The sequence below is a fragment of the Desulfocastanea catecholica genome (genome assembly GCF_054657295.1).
The window spans coordinates 94105-114499 of record NZ_BAAHYZ010000009.1; the positions used below are offsets into that span (position 1 = coordinate 94105).

Here is a 20395-nt window from a genome sequence, read left to right on the forward strand (position 1 = left end):
AAAATGTTCCATATTGGGTAAAAATGAGGGGCATGAAAAAAATGTGGAATTTTTAAAAGAAATATCGCAGCCGCAGTTCAATCCTGCTGCTGTTCTGTTTTTCGCCAAAGTCGCTTCCCGTGTTGCCTTCCAGGATCGCGCAGCGTAATCGGATTTCCCAGTTGGTGTACCCGGTATAGATGAGCTCCGGAGTGAGCGTCAAGCTGTCATCGTCGAGGTTGACGATGGTGGTCACCGCTGGAGTGAAATAGAGAATATCAAAAGGATCCTTCCGGCTGAACCTGGCGTAGAGATAGTTTCTTCCGGCATAGGGTCGAATATAGCCGCTGGAGCCGGGTATGGTGCCCGGCAGAGCGTTTTCGCCGGAGTTTATCCGCCGTGCTGCGGCATTGTCGACCAGGTCGTGAAAAAGAGCCGTTTCCTTTGCCGAATAGCCGCCGCCATTATGGTAATATTCGATGATCGAGGTGAGCTCAGCCCTGCTGAGATAGCGAATGCCGACTAGCGCCGAGGTGATATCGTCGGTCTTATCTGAAATTGAACCGTCTTCCCAGAGAACCGGTTTGTCAATGTCGGTCAGGTGGGCGAGTTCGCCGTGGATTTCGAAATTGGTTGTGATGTTGCGGGAGAAATCGAGGCCGAATCGATCGGTCCTGCTGTTGCCGGTGAAGACAATAAAATCGATATCGGTATCGCAATAGAGAAGATAGAGTTTGGCGGCCAGATTGACATGGCTTTTGCTGCCGAAATCATCGTTCAGGTTCCGATTGACCGGAAGAACCACCCAGGTGACAGCGAGATTTTGCAGGTCGCCGGAAAAGCTTTTGATCCATTCAGCCTCAACCGTTGCATAGCCTTCCAGGGCTTCTTCCGGATTGTTCGGGTCCTTGGTTCGGTTGATAAAACCTGCCAGGTTCCAGGCGTAGCCCTTGCCCCAGGTGTAGGACTTCTTGCCGAGAGCCGCATTGATCGCCGGCTTTGGCTGCAGGGTCAGATATCCTTCGTAGAGGTCGAGACTGTCAGCCCAGCCGAGGTCATCCTGCCGGGCGAATCCCGCCGCCAGCCAGTTGAACCCGGCAATCCCTTTTCTGTATGAGCCATTGAGCTGCATACTGGTGGTCAGTCTGTTCAGGGTCGAAGGAGGATTATGAAGGTTCAATAAAGTGGCTGTCCCATCTTTCCGGATATGCAGGCTTTCCCCCTTGATTTCGGCAAACCCGCCGAGGGTGCACGATTTTTTTTCAAACTCGGTAAGCTCCAGGCTGAAATCTTCCCCGGCGGCGGTGAGCGGGAGCAAGATACCGATCAACAGTCCGCCAAACATCGCCAACAGCCAGGGAACCCTGCAAGAGTCAGCGAAGTTCGTCAACTTTCGGCAGATAGTTGAGGGTGAAAACTTCATCCTTGAATTCCTTTTCCCGGAGTTTGGCAAAGACCATGACCGATTTATAGCCTTTATAGAGCGGACTGTCGGTCTCCAGCACCGACGGACGGACCAGGCCATTGCCGAAATCCTCGATCTTGTCGTAGCGCAGGGTCTTGATGAGCATGCCGCTTGCCGCATAACATTCAATGACCATCGGCAGCAGGGTGGTTTTCTCCACCTCCATCTTCAGACCGTCATAAGCTACACTGGCGTTTCTCGCTTTCAGGTCGAGAAAATAGCGTTGACCCTCCTCGATGATATTCTTGACCGTGTATTCGACGCTGTAGTCCAGGCTGAGGATATCCGAGTTGTTGAACACCCCGCCGATGACCGACTGCAGACTGGTGATGCGGATGGGTTTGCCGACATTGGGGATATACAGCCACATATTATCGCCGAGCCGCAGCGTTGAACGTCCTTTTTCGCTGGCCGGGGAGAGAAAGAGGGCGATCATCTTGTCCCGATCCTTCTTGGCGGTATAGAGGATGTATTCTTTACGGCTGCCGTCCGGTTCGATATTGATCAGTTTACGGTACATCTCATAGGATTCCGGCTGCATTTTGCGGTCGACCTGCTCGAGGATGGCTGTGCCGTCGAGGGCAGAGGCGGAATTGGCGAACATCAACAGCATGAGGGTAGCCAGGAGGCTCATGAAGGCGATTGGTCTGTTCATATAGTGTTTCCCCTATGTATGGCGCAGGGCAGTGATCGGGTCCATTTTTGCCGCCTTCCAGGCCGGCTGCAGGCTGCCGATCACGGCGATGCAGATGACAATTGCAGAGATGGTGATCATGTCCGCCACACCAAGAGTCGGGTTGAGAATAAGTCCTTTTTGCTGGCCGAAATCAAAGCTGAGTTGCGCCGCTCGCAGGGCGGTGATGGCGACCAGACTGACTATGACGCCAAGAGTCGCGCCAAGCAGGCCAAGCAGTGTTCCTTCGGTGAGAAAAAGAAGCAGAATCTTGTTCGGACTTGTGCCCATGGCGGCGATGGTGCCGATCTCCCGGACCCGTTCATAGACCGACATGACCATGACGTTCATGATGCTGACCAGAACAATGGCCACGAGCATTATTTTGATAAACAAGCTCATCAGGTCGATCATCTTGACGATATTAAAAAAAGGAGTAAGTCTTGCCCAGGTGTGCACTTCAAAAATTGGTTTGTCCATCTTGTTGCGGATTGACTCGAGCTCACTGCTCAGGGCGGTGAAAACGCTATCCAGACGATTCATGCTCTTCAAGCGGATGGCGATTTCGCTGACTTCTTTGGTCTCCATGCGCAACAGACTTTGCGCATCTTCGAGATGGATGTACCCGTCACGGCCTCCCGGTCCGGTAATCCCGACGATGACGCCGCCGACCCTCAAGGATTGGCCGTTTACCGAACCGTCTTTATTGGTCGCCACCAGGACGATGTCGTCGCCGACGTGCACCTGCATACCTTTGGCAAGCAGCTCGGGAACCAGAATTTCCCCTTTTTGCAGCAGGGTCTTCGAGTTGCCGCCGGTTATGCGATCCCGCAGCAGCGGCACGGTCTTCAACTCCATTTGCGGGATGACCGCATTTAAGCGGATATTGGTGGTCTCGGCATAATTGCTGAACATTGCGCCGATCTTGATGCGCGGTGAAAAAGCTTCGACCTCGGGATGCTTTTCAAGGATTTCCCGGATCTTCATGACTTGCTTCTCGTTCATGTTCAGGTTCAACGGCAGACTGTCGATAGCGGCCAGATAGCCTTTGTGATGCACCTGGATATGACCCAGCATCGAATCGGTGATTTGGCCGATCATCATGTTCTTAAAAGAACCGGCGGCGGCAATAAAGAGAAGCACGGCGACCACCCCCAGTGTAACCAGGGTCGAGGTGAGCAAAGTCCGCCGTTTGTAACGAAACAGGTTGCGGCCGGCGATTTTAAGGATATTAAGCATGACGTTCCCCTTCAGCGTTTGATTCTCTCATCGTCCCGTCTTCAATGACGAAAACTTTTTCGGCATTTTCGACTATTTTCGGATCGTGGGTCGAAAAGATGAAGGTTGTGCCGAATTTGTCACGCATGTCTTTCATCAGGGTGATGATGCGCAGGGCTGTTTCCCGATCGAGATTAGCGGTCGGTTCGTCGGCGAGTACCAGCTTGGCCTGGGTAACCAGGGCCCGAGCCACCGCCACTCGTTGTTTCTGGCCGCCGGAGATCTGATGGGGAAATTTATGGCTCTGCTCCGTCATGCCGACGGCGGCGAGCAGTTCCTCGACCCGCTTGCGGCGCTCTTGAGCCGGCCGGTTCTGGACCATCTGTAGGGGGTATTCGATGTTTTCAAAGACGGTCAGTATGGGGATCAGATTGAAATCCTGAAAGATAAAGCCGATATTTTTGCCACGGAAGGCCGCCGCCGATTTTACTTTCAGCAAGGAGACATCCTGCCCGGCGACGGTGAGTATCCCCGAACTGGGCGGATCGAGGCAGCCGATCATATTCAGCAGGGTACTCTTGCCGCTGCCCGAGGGGCCGACAAAAGAGACAAAGGACGCCGGCTGGATAGTGAAACTGACGCCGCGGATGGCCTCGACCGGAATATCCCCGGCATAGGTTTTTTTCAGGTTTTGAGCGGTAACAAGCTCCATTTTCTCTCCATGCTGGCAGGTGGTACGCTACGATGAATTTTCAGCGCATCCGGTAGGTTAAGTATTTTATGATGAATCCATTCCCATGATACAATAAAACACTATACAGTAATAAACAGCAACAAATGTGCCGCCCATTGAGTGTGTTATTTTTCATGCTATCTCTGAAAAATGTGGAGATTGCCGGGATGGTTTCCGTCCCGGCAATGGATAAGAACAACCCAGATGCATAAGTCGGCTGGATAAACATTACCCGCCGTATTGGTTTGATGAAATCCAAAATCAACAATTTGGTACTCTATTCTCGCAACATCACAAATAGTTGGGGCTGAAGGTCAGGGCTGAAAACAGGGATTTAATGCGACAAGTGTTTGTAATATTATGTTTATCAACTGACCAAAGCAGCTATCTTTGGTTTTTGTAAAAATAAAAGACCTGGCCGCCCATCTCGGCATAGGGGTAGCCGAAGGTATTGAGGGAATGGCCGGTTTAAGGCGGGTTGAGCAGCACATCGCGTCCCTGTGCAATCACCACCCGGCAGGGATCGATGGCGCCCCAGAAAAATTCGCGATATTCCTTGGTCTTTGGATTTTTCAGGTCAAGATTTTTCATGAGCATGACTTTGCGTACATCAGCTGGATCAACGGTAACCCAGCCGTAGCCAGGAAGAAAGAACTCAGCCCAGCAATGCTGCCAGGTGGTTGTGTCTTCCTCAGCCTTTTTACCGAGCCGAACACTGAATATTTCCCGAGCAGGCACACCAGCGGCACGGCACAAGACAATGTAGACCTAGGAAATGTCTGTGCATTTTCCGCCTGGCTTCTTCAGCAGCAGGCAGACATCCCCTTTGCCGCAGCCAAGGGTGTCGGGATCGCAGTGCATGATGTCGATCGTCCAGTCATAAATAACCCGAGCTTTCTCCAACACGGTTTTTTTTTAGTTATCTGAAGATAAATATGATTGTTGCAACCGATAAACAAATATGATATATATCACATTGTGGTAATAGTGGTGTCATGTGCAGGCAGAAATTCTCATTCTGAATGGCAGGACATGGTGAACATTTTTGCAGGTATTATGGCTCAACAGACATTTGCTCTTGGACTATGAACGATTTTGATTGGTGCTGTTGCTTTTGCCGGATACAGCAAAATATTACAACAGGATTCTCGAATTGAAGCCGAAAATGAGGCTGGAAGGGGTTGGAATCGAGTGAAAAACAGGCAACCATTGTCTGAATTACAAGGAGGAATACCGATGAAAACAGAAAACGAAACAGAATGTTCTGGGATTTCTCGACGCCAGGTGCTCGCCATAACTGGAGCCTTCGCGGCAAGTGCGACATTGGCACATTTCGGTGGACTGTTGAAACCCGCTCAGGCCAGGGATGGTGCCACGGAAAAATGGCCCTGGCCGTATGAAAAGCTCGATCCAGCCAAAACAGCGGAAATCGCCTACGAGGAGTGGTATCGTGTGTTTTGCGGCGCAGCGGTCATCAACAGTGTGGTCAGCCAATTACGCGAAAAAATAGGTGAACCGTATACCTCATTTCCTTCCGATGCCTTTGTCTTCCTCGAGGGAGGGATGGTGGGGTGGGGCATGACCTGCGGTTCTAACGCCGGAGCGGCCATTGTCGCCAATCTTATTGTAGGTCCGCGAATCGCCGGCAATACCGAGGGGCACCAGATAACCGAAGATATCTTTGAGTGGTATTCTGAGGCGTCCATGCCGATTTTCGTTCCCAAATCGCCAAAGGTTACCACGGAACTTGTCAGGACCACCAGTGAATCGCCCCTTTGTCATATTTCCGTCGGCAAATGGATGAAAGCGTCGAATTTTCCGATTACCAGTCCGGAGAGAAAAGACAGATGCGCGCGGGTTGCCGCGAGTGTCGCTTTTCACCTGGTCGAGTTGCTCAATGATTGGAAAGACGGCAAGTTTGCCGCGACGAGTACACATTCTCCGGTCAAGGAGTTCGGTATCACGGCCCAGATGAACTGTATGGAATGTCATGGCAGCGATGTTCCGACGCCGCCGGCAGCCAAGCTGTAGCCGAATTCACTGTCGATAATCCCTGGAGACCGCTTTCCGGCGGAACGGCTCTAAGCAATTCGCCGGATCGAGGTCTCCGGAGGCTGCGGTGTACATGCAGTTTGTTCGAGGGAATACTCTTTTCGGCCGATAGCCGTTCACTGACAAATTTTGTACTCCGGCGGCATTATGCAGGGTTCTTCTGCAAATCATTCAACCAGTCGACAAACCTGGCCCTGATTTTCTTGGATAAGATCCGCCCGAAAACTTCTCGATCGTACAGGTAGAGACAGTGCCTGATTAAGGTAAAGGGACTGAAAGCTCTGCCCGGGTTCTCGGCGATGAAATGTTCATGGAATTCTTTGATGATGGGGAGATTTTCGTCCAGGCATTGATGGAAGTCCGACTTGGTGAAGTCACTGTGCAGTTTCAGGATCTCTTGGACAAAATTGTCGACTTTGAAATCGTCGAACTCAAAATCCCTGAAAAAGTGGCCGGCGATGCGCAGAAAATTAAAGGCATTGATGATTTTTGCGCTGGTCGATGGGGTTCCCTGCTGTACAGTTTTTCCGGCATTCTCGGCTGGTTCGTTTATCGGCGTCACCGTTTCCTGCTGCATCAGTTCCGTGGTGGCGTTGCGGATTTCCTTGAATTCCCGGTCGGCAAGCTCAAAAAGCGCGGAAAGAATATTGATCCGGCGTTTCAGATCAATGGGGATGGATTTTTTGTATTTAATCTTGTGGTCCAGGACACTCCAGGCATCCTGGATCAAGGATCTGATCTGCACCTCGAAGGACGTGTCGGCATAGGGATGGTACTTTGCTACAGAGGCCATCGCATCGTTCAGGGCCAGGTCCATATGCAGGCCTTTATAGCCGAAGAATTCCTCGGTACTCTCCACTGCGGCGATCTTGTCGGTAATGTCGAGAATTTTGAAATGTTGCTGCAGCAGCTCCGACAAGGGCATGATCTGGTCTTCATAGAGACAGACGATGCGGATACCGATCAGGTCGGAGATAAATGACTTGATCTCATAGGGCTGTTCAGCTGTTTCGAGTCGGTTCTGGTACTTGCGGTGAAATTTTTTGATGCATTCGTCTTTATCCTTGACCCGTCCTTCAATTTTGATCACCTCATCAAAGCCTAATCGTTTGATCAATGCGACGATAAGGCGGATGTAGGTGTTCTTCGCAGCGAAAAAATGTTTCCGGTTGCTATCATAGTACTTCTTGAAAACGGTTTTTTCCTGCTCGAAATCCAAAGAAGCCATGGGTGGTTCCAATGTAAAGTCTATGTCATGGCAGGGTGCGCTGCCATCCGAACTACGGTTCTGTATACTACCATGAATCGGAACCGTTTGTCATGATGGCTTGACCGCAGCTCTCTTCGATCAATGCGTTTTTGCAGTGATAATGACGCAAAAAAGCGATCAGGTACTTGAAAAAACAATGTATTGTTTTGTGTTGTTCTCGGGGTGCGGATTTTCCGCCGAGAAGGCTATTTATTCGCTATATCCTTTGGGGATTTTTATGACAAGAACCGGTTTTTCAGCACTGTGCAGCACTTTGCGGGTGGTACTCCCCACTAAAACGTCATCGACCAGGCTGTGGCCCTGGCTGCCCATGACGATCAGATCCGCAGAGCAGTCTTTGGCGAGTTTGAGAATAACCTGATCGGGATAGCCTTCAACGACATGGATTGAAGCGACGGTATTTTCGCAGGACGGGGCGTTGTCACATTCGCGTGCGCAGAGTTGCTCCATGCGATTTTTAAGTTGCGTCCTGACTGACTCCCGTGCCTTGGTGTGCATTTCCACCGAGCTCTCATGGGAGATATACTGTTCAACCAGGCTCTGGCCAAAGGTGGTGAGGGGTTCCATGGCATGCACGGCGACGATCTTCGCCTGGTGTTGACGAGCCAGCGCCAGGGCGTAGCGAAATACGTACGGAGCACCTGGGCCAAGGCCGGTGGTGTAGAGGATGGTCTCGATTTTTGGCAACATTTTTTACTCTCCTGCATTGAAGATAGGATCCTGATCGACCAATTCCCGGATAAGCCGGGAATTGGTTCGGATGGTGGACTGCTTAATCTATACGGTTTGCAGACCTTGTCGACCTCAATGTGCTGTGCACTCACAGCCTGCGCCGTAGGAGATCGACACCGCCAGTAAAGAATGAGACACAGGATGGAGCCTGTCAAGCTAGAGGCCAGGCCGCCGGCTATGGTTTTTTACAGTACCAAAAACCCTGATTCTTTATCCATGGTCTTCAACCTTTATCCGGCTGGAAACACAGCCATGGCATGAACCGGAGCGGCCACGGGCCGCATCGGTCAGGGACAGGACACCGATAAGCGTGTGTACCTTGCCTTCATGGACGAACAACCTGTGGATATCCGCCATGATCATATTTTTTATGGCCTCTTCGAGTAATGCCTCTGCGTCGCAGGTGTGCACTGGGACGGACATAACCTCGTGGGCGGCGACTGAAGGAGAGACGCCATGCTTATATGTCAGGGCGAGATCCGTTTTAGATATGACCCCGGCGGGCCGGCCGTTTGTATCGGTAATCAGCATGGCCCCGAAGCTATACGCCGAGAGAGCCTCCATCACCGTCGTCAACGTCGCATCCGTGGGGAGGCTTTTCACCCCCGCGGTCATCAGTTCCCGGACCTTGAAACGGAGGATTTCGCCGGTATTGTCGGGTTGCATTTTTCGATTGAGCCGGCTGTAGGGACAACGGCGGCAGTATTGGTAGAGAAGTCCGACGATGTCGGGGTATGCCAGGGCGCCGACAAGTTCCCCTGACTGGTCATCGGTGACATACAGGCGGTAGACCTTGCTGGTGCGCATCTGCTCCAGGGCCGTTTCCAGGGACTCGCCGGCTTTACAAAAAAGCGGCGGCGAGAGCATGATGTGTTCGAGGGGGGAATCGATCGGCAGCCCTGCGTAATAGGCCCCCATGATATCGGTTTTCGACACCACGCCTACCGGCTGCAGCTGTGCATCAACAACGAGAAGAGCGTTTACCTTGTGCTTGATAATTGTATTGATACCATGACCGATGGTCTTGTTTAGCTCAAGGCGAATAACCTGCCGTCGCATGGCCTTATGTACACTGAGGTTTCTCAGAGTGTTAGCCTGTACCATAACCGCACCAGCCTTTGAAAATACCTTTTGGTGAAATGAAACGTGAAGGATGAATACATTTCCTGCGCCGCATCCACAACAATTGAGCGTGTGCTGCTCAGTCGCCAATTCGCTCCAGCAGGTGGTTGAACAGGTCGGAAATATAGACAATACCGATAATGCGCTGGTCTTCCACCACCGGTAGCCTGCGGACGTGTTTTTTGATCATGATATCAAGGACCATAAACAGATCAACATTGGGGCCGACGGTGATCACTTCCGGGCTCATGATATCTCCCACCTGGATTGCTTTGAGACGGCTGCCGGCGGCATCGATCAACCCGGCGACGTCGAGATCCTCCATGGCGCCCCAGACCTGGATGTGTTTTGGCCGGATATACAGCAGGATATCGTACATCGACAGCATGCCGACCAGATGTTGATTTTTATCGGTGACCATGATGCCGAACAACCGCCGGCCATGTTGCCGGGAGGATTGACGAAAGAGGCGGATGGCGTCAGTGAGGGGCGTTTCGGGGAGCAGTGTCGGAAAGTTAGTCGTCATGATGCCGGCTGCGGTCGATTTCATTGACTCTCTCCCGCCTGGTCCTGGTCAATGCTCTGGACTGTTTCAACATCTTGCGGGTATTCATGAACTTCTACTGCGACATGGACAAGCCCAAGACTTTTGGGAATGCGTGTTTTGTACTCTGCTGGTGTGACAGGTTGATTGGTCACTACCGAGATAAGCGCAGAGTAAATTTCCGGTCCAATGGACCAGATATGAAGATCGGTAACCCGCGTAGTATCGTCTGCTTCCATTCTTTCCTTGATTTCATGGCGGAGGCTTTGCGGTGCCTGGCGATCAAGCAATACGCCACTCGTTGAACCGAGCAAACCAAGGGACCAGCGGGCCACCAGAATGGCTCCGACCATGCCCATGACCGGGTCCATCCAGATCAATCCGAAATACTTTGCCGTGAGTAAGGCGATTATCGCTAAAATGGACGTCAGGGCATCGGCCAGGACATGGAGGTAGGCTGATTTCAAGTTGTGGTCATGATGGTGACTGTGGTGCTGGTCGCCATGATCATGCGCATGGTCATCGACGCCCAGGATAAACACACAGACACCATTGACCAGCAAGCCCAAAACAGCAACGAAAATCGCTTGATTGAAAATGATCTCAACGGGATTGATCAGTCGATGAAAACTTTCAAACGCCATTATTACGGCAAATACTGCCAGCAGCACTGCGCCGGTGAAGCCGCCAAGCGCATTGACCTTGCCGGTACCAAAGCTGTACAGCGTGTTACTCGCATTGCGCCGTGCATAGATATAGGCAAATGCGTTGATGCCGAGGGCCACGGCATGCGAGGCCATGTGCAGCCCATCGGCCAGCAGGGCCATGGAACCAAAAACAATGCCGGCGACCAGCTCAATGGCCATCATGGCGGCAGTAATCGCGATAACGATCATGGTGCGCGATTCTCCCCGGCGCTTCAAATCCTGGCCGAACGTATGGTCATGATGCAGTGTAGGTGTATTTTTGATAAGCATACTTTTTACGAGACCTAAAGGCGAATTCGATGAGCAGTCACTCTAACCTGGCACACTAGCGGAAAGAGACTCACCTGAATGAGCAACATGTCGGGGCAGGATCTCAACTGCTTTTCCGATCCTTACGCCGATCTATTTCACAAACATGTACGAAACATGTACGAAACATGTACTATGGAGGATATGACGGACAATATCAATGGTCAATTGATTTAAGCAGGTGCGAAGACAAAATAGTCCGTAAAAGCATTGATGCGTGGAGGTATGGTGCTGACAGGGCAGGGTGTCACCGAATGGTGCCGGGTTTTGGAAGAGAAAGTTTCAACAAGGTGTGGAGGGTATTGAAACTTTCTCTTTCCTACAGCTGCGAAATACGCGTTGTATCGATCAGCTGCCCAACCCTGCGCGTACTTTGGCAAGGTACTCAGGGCCGATTTTGTTGCTCCAGTCCTGCAGTACCGGTTCGGCCATTTTCTTCAGCTGGTTAATGTCATCGTCGGAGAGTTTGATGAATTCAACTCCCTCCTCTTTCGCTTTAGCCACCTGGTCGTCGTATTGCAGGCGGGTCAGGGCGCGGCTGCTCTCACTCTCTTCGGCGATAACGGCAAGCAGGATTTCCTGCAGGTCCTGCGGTAATTTGTTGAACCATCTTTGGTTGATTAAATGAACGAACAGACCCTGAGCGTAATCGAGTTCGGTAAAATTTTTGGCGATGGTGAATTTTTTGGTGATATTGCAGACGATAGCGGTGTGGTCAAGTCCGGTAATGACCCCTGTCTGCAGTGCCTGCGGCACATCCGGCCAGGGCATTACGGTGAACTTTAATCCCCAGGCCTTGTAGGTATCAGTATTGACAGGCGCTTCGGCGATACGGAAATTGGTGTTTTTCGCGTCCTTTATGTTCCTGACCGGCGTGGTGGTTGCCCAGCCGTAGGGACCGTACCCGGTTATGTCGGCGACCAAAAGGCCTTGTTTCAGTGCACCATCGGCAAAGGGCTGCCAGAGCTCGGAGGTATTTCTGAACTTGTCGAGTTTGTCAAAGGTATCGACAACGTAGGGAAGATTGACGATGCCGAGAATGTCGGAGACATTGGCCGCGGCGACAGAGGAACTCATCATGCCTTGAATGGCACCAAGCTTGAGCTTGCTGATAACATCCTTCTCACCGCCAAGCTGGCTCAGGGGGCGAAAGTCGACATAGAGTCGGCCTGCCGATTTTTCCCAGACTTTGTCACGAATACGATATCCTACACCGACGCCTTCGATAATCGGGTGTGAAACATTGGAAAGAATATAGGTGAACTCGGCCTTACTCGGATCAAATGCCGGCTGCCAGGCCTCCAGTGGATTTTTTTCTGCCTCTGCGGCAAAAACCGCGCCTGGCAGACAGAGTGCGAGCAGTAAAACAATAAAGAGATCCTTCATGGTGGAGCCTCCTTTGAGCGGATGAGAATTGAGAAAAATCCTTTCGTCGGATATTTTGCGAAAGGATTTGTCCTGTACGAATGCCTTTTTCCATACCATGAATAATCGGTGTTCGTAAACCCTTTTGTTGAAGCAAATGCACCGAAAAACGTAAAGAGAGGAATTGTATTAGGATTATTGTGTTTGTTAATTAATATAATAAGGTTTTAATTGATTTAAGGTGAATGCCGACAACGAACCGGTTTACGTGAAATGGGATTTAAAAATTGATGAGGAGTTTCTGAACAAATGAGGAAGCTCTTGCAGGAATAGTCCGTTTATACTATTTACGATTCTTTTCAGGCAGGCCATAATTTTATACAGGAGCCGTATGCGAAGTAACAATAGAGAACCCGACAGTCTCAGACCAATCACCATTGAACGAGGCCTGCAGCCCCAGGCTGATGGCTCGGTGCTCATTCGCATGGGTAATACCCATGTCATCTGCGGCGTTTCGGTGGAAGAAAAGGTGCCGCCTTTTTTAAAGGACACCGATCAGGGGTGGATAACCGCCGAATATGGCATGCTGCCCTGTGCAACAAACAGTCGATATCGACGTGAGACCAATGGACAGTCGGGAAGAACCATGGAAATTCAGCGTCTGATCGGCAGGAGTCTGCGCATGATGGTCGATCTGGCGACCATTGGCAAGCGAACCATTCGAATTGACTGCGATGTCCTGAACGCCGATGGTGGAACCCGCACTGCCGCAATTACCGGGGGGGCGCTGGCGTTACGAGACGCCTTGCAAAAGCTTGTTGCCGAAGGCCGGCTGGAGAGCCTGCCGAATATTATGCCGGTGGCTGCTGTTTCTGCCGGAATATTGCACGGGGAAGCGATTCTTGATCTCGATTACAACGAAGACTCGTCGGCGGAAACCGATGCCAACTTTGTCATGGCCGGTGATGGCCGGTGGATTGAGATCCAGGCGACTGCCGAGGGGCGGCCGTTTGCCGATGAAGCATATCTGGCCATGGCGAAGCTCGCCAAGAAAGGCATTGAAGAACTTTTTTTGCTCTGGCCTGGCGTAACAAAGATAACCGATGAGGTGTGTTGTAAGACTCGGGATCGAAGCTCTTTCTGAGAATTCGGCTTTGATAAATAACGTGGGAGGTCTGACAGGAGTGAGGAGATGCGCAGAAAACAGAATGAGATAACGGAGAAAACGGTAATTGAAGCTATTTTGACAAAAGAGAGGGTTGGCCGATTGGCGACCCTCGGTGAGGAAGGTTATCCCTACATCACCCCGGTCAATTATGTTTACTGGCAGGGATGCATCTATTTTCATTGCAGTACGCAAGGGGAGAAGCTCGACAACATCAAGCGTCATCAAAAGGTGTGTTTTGAGGTGGACATTCCCCTTGCCTACCTCGATACAGCCTATGACCCTGCTCTACCCGTCTGCGATGTCGGGCAATTTTACCAGTGTGTCATCATCCGCGGCCAGGCTGAAATTGTCGAAGAAGTGGCTGAAAAGGTCGGTGCGCTCAACGCGCTGATGGCCTGCCATGAAAACGATGGACAGTTTGCCAAAATTAATGCCGATACCCCGGCAGTAAAATTCTGTACGGTTGTGGCAGTGCGGCCACTGACCGTTACCGCCAAGGCCAACCTGGCACAGAAAAAATCGGCGGCGGAGAAAGACAAAATCCGTGCCTATCTACGGCAGAGAGATCTTCCTGGAGACAGGGAGGCGGCGGTTCTCATCCGCTAACCGGGAACAGACTTCGGTAAATAGTGGAGAGACGATGCATCTGATTCTTGGGGACGGCACCGCCTATCAGCCGGAATTCTTTTGGTCAACGGAACCGTTTCTGGTGTTCTTTTCTTTGTCTTGTCTATCTGGCGCGTGTAACTCTCTTATGGCGCAGACCTGTTTTTTCCATGCACCTTGTGAGTGAGGTGTTTCTCGCCCTGGGCGTGGTTTTTGGCAGTCTGGCCATTCCCCTTGCCCTGGATGGACAGTGGTCCGCTGCGATCTGGGCCCTTGAGGGTGGCGGCATGGTCTGGGTCGGCTGTCGGCAGAGGCGAATACTCGCGCGGTATTTCGGGATCCTCCTGCAACTGGCGGCCGGGTACATCTTTGTCGATTCGGTCTGGTATCCCTTTTCCTCTACGGCCTTCGCCAATCAATATTTTCTTGGTTGTCTGTCTCTGTCGCTTGCCGCGCTTTCTTCCAGTTATTTCCTGGAGAGATATCGCTGCGAATTGAAAAACTGGGAGCACTATTTCGCCCTGCCGCTGATGATTCTCGGACTCGCCTGGTGGTATATCGGCGGGCTGCGTGAAGTGAACATGCAGATGGCCCACCGAGACATGGCACATGGCTTTCTGTTATTTTGCTGCGCGAGTTCCATTCTCATGGGGATGAGCGTGAAAAAACTTCAATGGCCGCGTTTCGGGCTGTCACTCTATCTGCAGCTGCCGGCCATGGTGCTTCTCCTTCCTCTTAGCATTGGTGCTCTGTCTTCCAGTTCCCATCTTTTCGCGGGCTGGGGGGCAGTGGCCTGGACGGTGGCCTTTGTTACCCAATACCGTATTCTTTATCTCTTTGCCGGAAACTGGCCCAGGCGAAACATGATCGCCTGGCACCTCGGCACCCTGTGGTTCCTGCTCTTCACTTTGAGCCACGAGGGGAGTTGGGCGGTTGGCCGGTTTTCCGGTCTGAGCGAGATCTGGTCGTTCTGCTGCTGGGCCCTTATCCCAAGTGGCGGACTGCTGCTGCTCCTGTATCTGGTTAGAGGTGTTTCCTGGCCTGTCGGCAAGTATGCCACAATTTATCTGGGGTTGGGCGGTGTACTTCCTGCCTTTGGCCTTGTGTTCTGGACCATCGTATCTTTTTCCGTTGCCGGCGACCCCTGGCCGCTCGCCTATATTCCTCTGGTCAATCCGGTTGAACTCTCGGGACTTGCCGTACTTATCACCTTGGTCCTGTGGCGGTTCAACCGGAAAAATAATGCTTACGTGCTGAAATATTTGCCTCTACAGCAGTCTTTCTGGGCAGTCGGCGTTGTTTTCTTTTTCTGGGTAAACAGTGTGGTTGCCCGTTCGGTGCATTTTTATGTCGGCATTCCGTATGATATCGTTTCCTTGTATTGCTCGGCGATTTTTCAGGGCGCACTCGCCGCCCTGTGGGGTCCTGGCGCCCTGGCGATTACGGCCTGGGCCGCTCGAAAGGGGAGTCGCCCGCTCTGGCGGGCAGGAGCTACTCTGCTGACTATGGTAGTGTTGAAACTCTTTGTCGTCGATCTCTCCGGCATGGCAACCATTGCCCGTATCGTTTCTTTTCTGCTGATCGGTATTCTTATGCTCATTATTGGATATTTTTCTCCCTTACCTCCAAAAAAAGAGGAAGATGAGCGAAGGGATAGCTCTTGGTGATTTTGCCGCAGACTGTTATCTTCAGGTCGACCAGACAGGCGCTTTCTCTTCTCTTTTTTACCGTGATCTCAGCAATGAAATGAACAAGGCTGAAGAAAAAAGGGTGGCTGGAAAGAGATAAAGGATTATGGTTTGCCGCTCTTGTACACCTCTCTTCTGTACATCCACGATTAAGCTGAGTTTATTTGTTTTTTTGAGAAGGAAACAACAATGTTTCGATCGTTTTTTAAAAGTAAAAAATGGGCCCTTTGGGCCTATGGTGGTGGATGTGTGTTGTTGATGGCGCTGTTTATTCAGGTGGAATTAACGGTTAAGATTAATCAATGGTACGGCAGTTTTTATAATATTCTGCAAAAGGCCACGGAACACGAGGTGAGTGAATTTTGGGATCAGATGCTCATTTTTGCCAAAATCGCCTTTCCCTATGTTCTCATTGCCACCATGACCGCATATTTTACCCGTATCTATGCCTTCAAATGGCGGGAGGCCATGACCTTCTCCTATGTAACGAAATGGCAGACGGTTGAAGAGGAAGTGGAAGGCTCCAGTCAGCGTATTCAGGAGGATATTTATCGCTTTGCGCGGATTTTCGAGAGCCTTGGTCTGCAGGTAATTCGGGCGATCATGACCCTTATGGCCTTTCTGCCGATTCTCTGGGCACTCAGCAAAGGTGTTGATATTCAGTTTGTCAAGGATGTGCCCGGCAGCCTGGTCTGGGTGGCCCTGCTGGTATCGGTGGGTGGCCTGGTTATTTCCTGGTTCGTCGGTATAAAGCTGCCGGGGCTGGAGTATAATAACCAGAAGGTGGAAGCGGCTTTTCGAAAAGAGCTTGTCTACGCCGAGGACGACAAAATCAATTACGGTAAAACCGAGACCATCACCGAACTTTTTATCGGTTTGAAGTTTAATTATAACCGGCTGTTCCTGCACTATGGTTATTTTGATATCTGGGTGAATTTCTTTGAACAGCTGATGGTTATCGTGCCCTATCTGATCATGGGACCAGGTCTTTTCACTGGCCTTATCACTTTGGGCGTGCTGGTGCAGGTCTCCAACGCTTTCAGCAAGGTGCGGGAATCCTTTTCCATATTCATCGCCAACTGGACCACCATCACCGAGCTTCGGTCAATCCATAAGCGTTTGCGGGAATTCGAAATGAATATTAAATATTAGTGCCTTACAGATTATTTTCTTGGTTTTTGGCCAGACAATAATCTGTAAGGTACGTAGCTCTGACCCGCTCTTTCAGGCGCTGAAAGACGGTCAACTTTTCAAAACAAACAGCATACATCGATTGACGACTGGATGCAGGGTGGTAAATGCACGGAGCCGGCTTCCGATAGTCTGATGGCGTTGGACTGGTGCCCCAGCCAGTGCGGTGTAAAATTGGCACTTAGCGGCGGCAAGGCGAAATTCGGCCATACTGCTGACAGGACCGGCAAGCGACGCCACCAGAGACGGCATGGAACAGGCCGGGAGTTCATGACGTTGCCAGCCACCGGGAAGCCGCATGAAAAAGTGCATGCCGTTGCGCTGCACCCGGTTGCCCATAACTGTTTTCTGTGGGATAGCCTGGGTCGGGATCGGTGGCCGGGAAAAATCAATTATGGTTGCTGATTCGGCAATTTGACGGTGCAGTCGGCAGTCGAGAAAATCCTTGCCTCTGGGCAGAAGATTGATGACAAAATCCACCGCACCGAGTTGCTGCCTCGCTTGTTCTTCGTCCATTAACTTGACATCGCCTTTTCTGGTATATCTGACATCAACCATCGACATGTGATAGCCGTCATCGCCCAGATGTTTTTCCAGTTGTTCACCAAGGAGGCCTCCCCCGACAACGGCCACGGAAACCTGCCGGGGATTTTTCCTGGCAGTCTTTACCAGATGGCTGACAGCCTTCTGGATACTGAAAATGTTACCATAGGTACTGCTGTAAAAGGGTGGTTCCATCGGCAGTCCATGGCGTTTTTCGAATATCGGACCAAGTTGTCCTGCCAAACCTATTGTTTTTGCCCCGGAAAGCTTCTGGACCCAGAGCATGCGCCTGATAATGGTTTCGACCATAGGCCGGTTTTTCCTCTGCATCAATTCCAGAGCCGAGTTCGGAATCACAAGATATATTCCAATAGGGCGCCATCCGTTCATGATTAAACCGGCAGGGGTGGGGCGACCTGAAAAGAATTTTCGTAGCCACTTAATATCAGGACAAAAATCGAGGCACTCAGAGTGGTCTGTCGGATAAATAAGAAACAGGGTTTTGAAGATGCCGCCGTGACCAAAAATCCAGATCAGCAGCCAGATCGGCCATCGTAAAAGTAAGGTGTAAACGAGAAAAATCAGCTGTCGCATGAGCTTGTCCATTGCGCTCTCCTTCTGTTGAATTTGTCAGTTCTCTCTTTGCAGGTGTAAGAAAAATGAAAAAACCTTTATTATTACGTATCGGTACTTGGGATGGAAATAATTATCTCAAAAGAAAAATAAAAGGGCAAAAAATGGTTATGTTTTTTGTTGAGCTTTCCGCCGAAGAAATTGACTGGCACAAAAAAGGCCGCATCATCATGAGATAATGCGGCCTTTTGCAGCGTAAGGATTTCTTCAGAAAATCACTCTTATCCTGCCAGTACATCCTGGATTATCGTGACGATCTCTCCAAGACGATACGGTTTTTTCACATAGCTGCGTACGCCGAGTTCTAGAGCCTTTTTAATCCGATCGGTCTCGGAGTAGCCACTGACAATAATCACCTTCTGGTCCGGCCGGATGGTAAGAATATTCTGATAGGTATCCAGACCATCCATTCCCGGTTCCATGACCATGTCGAGCAGAACAAGATCAACCGTGTGCTCTCTGAGAAAATCCAGGGCTTTCTCACCGCTCTCTGCCGTCTCAGTTTTGTATCCCAGGGTGGTGAGAATACTTTTTCCGAGTTTTTGCTGCGCCTCATCATCATCGACGAGCAGGATTGTTTCCCCGTTGCCCTGTTTCATTTCTTCCGGAGCAGAGACGGCATGTGGCTCCTGGGCCTCTTCGCCTTCCTGTACCGGAAGAAAAACCGTAATAGTCGTACCTTCTTCCGGAGAACTTGCAACATCGAGATATCCACCATGATCCTTGACAGTCCCCCAGACGACCGTCATGCCGAGTCCCGTGCCGCTCCGCCCCATAACTTTACTGGTGTAAAACGGTTCAAAAATTCTCGCCAGCTTATCCGGTGGAATACCCATACCATTATCACTTATTGTCAGCACGACATAGTTGCCGGGAATGGTGGTGTCATAGCCTTTAATGGGGCTATTGACATAGCGGTTTTCGGTTGCCACCAAAACGGTGCCTTGGTCCTCTATCGCTTCAAAGCTGTTCACCAGAAGATTCATGACTGTTTTTTCCAGATGTATCGGTGAGCCGGCCAAACTTTGCAGATCAGGGGCAAGGCGCGTCTCCACTGTCACACCAGGATAATTTTTTTGTAGATTGATAAACTCCGGACTCTGCAGATGGGCATTGACAACATCATTGAGCTGCACTTTTTCTTTGATCGTTATACCGCGGCGGGCCAAAGTCAGTAGATCCTGGACAATGACTGCTGCTCTTGTACCGGCCCGGCGTATATTCTCCAGGGGACCGCGCATGTCACTCTCGGGGGCTAACCTGTGCAGCAGCAGGTCGGGATAACTGACGATACCAGACAGCACATTGTTGAGGTCATGGGCCACTCCACCGGCTAGTCGGCCGAGTACCTCCATTTTTTCGACCCTCTGCAGTTCGGCCTCGAGACGTAAACGTTCTTGCTGTGCCCATTTCCGTTCATCAATTTCCAGGCGTAATTGCTCGTTGGCCTTCTCCAATTCGGCAGTCCTGAGCGCAACCCTCAGTTCGAGTTGATTTCTCGCATCTTCCAGTTCCGCTTCTTTTTTTTGTAATTCGTTTATGGATCCGGCAAGAAGTTGCTGTTTGTCCAGCAAGGCATTTCGAGTAGCGGTCCGGCTGGTTTCTACTAGAAATGCCAGAACACAGACAATCAGATAAGAAGGGATAAAACGAAACGCGAAATTTAAGTCATACACATTGACACTGTCGGAAAGTAAATCGTAGCCGAGCCAGCCGGTGCAAAAAATAAAGAGAAGACTGGTAGACCACATGCCTCGGGGTAATCCTATGAGATAAAGAGAAAAAAGAGGATAGGTATAGAGCCACATGAACGAGGTAGTCTGGACACCTCCGATTAAAAAAAGATAACAAAAAAAGAAAAACAAAATGACGACCCCCAAGTGGGAGGCAATGGGTTCGTTACCGGTTCGATGGAGATAAAATAAAATTACCGAAAGGAGTGCGGTAATAAGAAAATCGGCGATACCCAGAAGAATGGCACCTTGCGCCACAGCAATAATTCCCATGCTGAAGAGAAGAAGAGCGGCGAGAGAAAGAAAAATATTTAACATAATAATTTTTCGCAAGGTCTCACTGTCCTGACCTTCACGCATGCCAGTTGAGAGAAAAGAATGCATCAGTATCTCCAAAATTTTCTGGTAGGCAGTTGCATAGAAAAAGTAGTGGGAATAAGCTGGTCTTAAACCGTCGCGATGGATAGATCCCTAACTATTACTAACTATTGTATAGTATACACCAATATACACCAAATTTAATGCTAGTCCAGTCAATGGCTGATTTTATCAAAAAAATGATTACAATTCTCATTCTTCTTCCTGTCTATGCTGCTCATCATCAACCGGAAATGACCCAGAAGTCCTGTCGGTCAAGCGCTGGACGTCAAGGTTCATATGGAAA

General features: G+C 50.6%; 20 protein-coding genes. 8 read left to right on the top strand and 12 right to left on the bottom strand.

The genetic code is table 11. The features are described from left to right. Positions 1-52 precede the first annotated feature (52 nt). Genes ACYQ8U_RS10215 through ACYQ8U_RS10230 form a run of 4 tightly spaced genes read right to left on the bottom strand, consistent with a single transcriptional unit; the run spans position 53 to position 4047 of the window. On the bottom strand, positions 53-1402 hold the full coding sequence (locus tag ACYQ8U_RS10215) for a hypothetical protein (protein ID WP_459945437.1): 1350 nt from the start codon (positions 1400-1402) through the stop codon (positions 53-55). Beyond that, positions 1353-2099 carry an outer membrane lipoprotein-sorting protein gene (locus tag ACYQ8U_RS10220; RefSeq protein ID WP_459945438.1) on the bottom strand — a complete coding sequence of 249 codons (747 nt, stop codon included), beginning with the start codon at positions 2097-2099 and terminating at the stop codon, positions 1353-1355. Before ACYQ8U_RS10220 ends, ACYQ8U_RS10215 begins: the two co-directional genes overlap by 50 nt. Before the next feature lie 12 nt (positions 2100-2111). Beyond that, on the bottom strand, positions 2112-3356 hold the full coding sequence (locus ACYQ8U_RS10225; RefSeq protein ID WP_459945439.1) for an ABC transporter permease: 1245 nt from the start codon (positions 3354-3356) through the stop codon (positions 2112-2114). After that, the gene (locus tag ACYQ8U_RS10230; protein ID WP_459945440.1) at positions 3349-4047 is read right to left on the bottom strand and encodes an ABC transporter ATP-binding protein; all 699 of its coding nucleotides are present in this window, start codon (positions 4045-4047) and stop codon (positions 3349-3351) included. Before ACYQ8U_RS10230 ends, ACYQ8U_RS10225 begins: the two co-directional genes overlap by 8 nt. A 411-nt stretch (positions 4048-4458) precedes the next feature. Here ACYQ8U_RS10230 and ACYQ8U_RS10235 point away from each other — a divergent pair, with 411 nt between their 5' ends. After that, a complete protein-coding gene (locus ACYQ8U_RS10235; protein WP_459945441.1) occupies positions 4459-4995 on the top strand; it encodes a hypothetical protein in 537 nt (178 codons plus the stop codon). A 309-nt stretch (positions 4996-5304) separates the two neighbouring features. Continuing rightward, complete coding sequence (locus ACYQ8U_RS10240; protein ID WP_459945442.1) at positions 5305-6099, top strand: C-GCAxxG-C-C family (seleno)protein; 795 nt, start codon at positions 5305-5307, stop codon at positions 6097-6099. A gap of 166 nt (positions 6100-6265) precedes the next feature. On the opposite strand, the gene ACYQ8U_RS10245 is transcribed toward ACYQ8U_RS10240, so the two are convergent. The 6 genes from ACYQ8U_RS10245 to ACYQ8U_RS10270 form a co-directional block, all read right to left on the bottom strand. After that, positions 6266-7348 (bottom strand): GTP pyrophosphokinase, encoded by a 1083-nt coding sequence (locus ACYQ8U_RS10245; RefSeq protein WP_459945443.1) that lies wholly within the window; start codon positions 7346-7348, stop codon positions 6266-6268. 231 nt (positions 7349-7579) lie between these two features. Beyond that, positions 7580-8080: a universal stress protein gene (locus ACYQ8U_RS10250; protein ID WP_459945444.1), complete on the bottom strand. Its 501-nt coding sequence runs from the start codon at positions 8078-8080 to the stop codon at positions 7580-7582. 252 nt (positions 8081-8332) lie between these two features. Beyond that, the gene (locus tag ACYQ8U_RS10255) at positions 8333-9226 is read right to left on the bottom strand and encodes a CBS domain-containing protein (RefSeq protein WP_459945445.1); all 894 of its coding nucleotides are present in this window, start codon (positions 9224-9226) and stop codon (positions 8333-8335) included. A gap of 97 nt (positions 9227-9323) precedes the next feature. Beyond that, positions 9324-9794, bottom strand: a complete 471-nt coding sequence (locus ACYQ8U_RS10260) for a CBS domain-containing protein (RefSeq protein ID WP_459945446.1) — start codon at positions 9792-9794, stop codon at positions 9324-9326. Further along, positions 9791-10765: a CDF family Co(II)/Ni(II) efflux transporter DmeF gene (gene dmeF / locus ACYQ8U_RS10265; RefSeq protein WP_459945447.1), complete on the bottom strand. Its 975-nt coding sequence runs from the start codon at positions 10763-10765 to the stop codon at positions 9791-9793. Before dmeF ends, ACYQ8U_RS10260 begins: the two co-directional genes overlap by 4 nt. Positions 10766-11152: 387 nt before the next feature. Next, positions 11153-12190, bottom strand: a complete 1038-nt coding sequence (locus tag ACYQ8U_RS10270; protein ID WP_459945448.1) for a TRAP transporter substrate-binding protein — start codon at positions 12188-12190, stop codon at positions 11153-11155. A 370-nt stretch (positions 12191-12560) separates the two neighbouring features. Here ACYQ8U_RS10270 and rph point away from each other — a divergent pair, with 370 nt between their 5' ends. From rph to ACYQ8U_RS10295, 5 genes are all read left to right on the top strand, one after another. After that, the gene (gene rph / locus ACYQ8U_RS10275; RefSeq protein ID WP_459945449.1) at positions 12561-13313 is read left to right on the top strand and encodes a ribonuclease PH; all 753 of its coding nucleotides are present in this window, start codon (positions 12561-12563) and stop codon (positions 13311-13313) included. Positions 13314-13361: 48 nt separating this feature from the next. Further along, positions 13362-13943, top strand: a complete 582-nt coding sequence (locus ACYQ8U_RS10280) for a pyridoxamine 5'-phosphate oxidase family protein (RefSeq protein ID WP_459945450.1) — start codon at positions 13362-13364, stop codon at positions 13941-13943. Between the two features lie 47 nt (positions 13944-13990). Beyond that, positions 13991-15610, top strand: a complete 1620-nt coding sequence (locus ACYQ8U_RS10285; protein ID WP_459945451.1) for a DUF2339 domain-containing protein — start codon at positions 13991-13993, stop codon at positions 15608-15610. Then, positions 15585-15731 carry a hypothetical protein gene (locus tag ACYQ8U_RS10290; protein ID WP_459945452.1) on the top strand — a complete coding sequence of 49 codons (147 nt, stop codon included), beginning with the start codon at positions 15585-15587 and terminating at the stop codon, positions 15729-15731. Before ACYQ8U_RS10285 ends, ACYQ8U_RS10290 begins: the two co-directional genes overlap by 26 nt. Positions 15732-15820: 89 nt before the next feature. Continuing rightward, a complete protein-coding gene (locus ACYQ8U_RS10295) occupies positions 15821-16783 on the top strand; it encodes a putative transporter (protein ID WP_459945453.1) in 963 nt (320 codons plus the stop codon). Positions 16784-16873: 90 nt separating this feature from the next. On the opposite strand, the gene ACYQ8U_RS10300 is transcribed toward ACYQ8U_RS10295, so the two are convergent. Then, a complete protein-coding gene (locus tag ACYQ8U_RS10300; RefSeq protein ID WP_459945454.1) occupies positions 16874-17971 on the bottom strand; it encodes a hypothetical protein in 1098 nt (365 codons plus the stop codon). A 53-nt stretch (positions 17972-18024) separates the two neighbouring features. Here ACYQ8U_RS10300 and ACYQ8U_RS10305 point away from each other — a divergent pair, with 53 nt between their 5' ends. Further along, positions 18025-18177 carry a hypothetical protein gene (locus ACYQ8U_RS10305; protein WP_459945455.1) on the top strand — a complete coding sequence of 51 codons (153 nt, stop codon included), beginning with the start codon at positions 18025-18027 and terminating at the stop codon, positions 18175-18177. A gap of 42 nt (positions 18178-18219) precedes the next feature. Here ACYQ8U_RS10305 and ACYQ8U_RS10310 read toward each other — a convergent pair whose 3' ends face one another. Continuing rightward, positions 18220-20115: a response regulator gene (locus ACYQ8U_RS10310; protein ID WP_459945456.1), complete on the bottom strand. Its 1896-nt coding sequence runs from the start codon at positions 20113-20115 to the stop codon at positions 18220-18222. Positions 20116-20395: the final 280 nt, after the last annotated feature.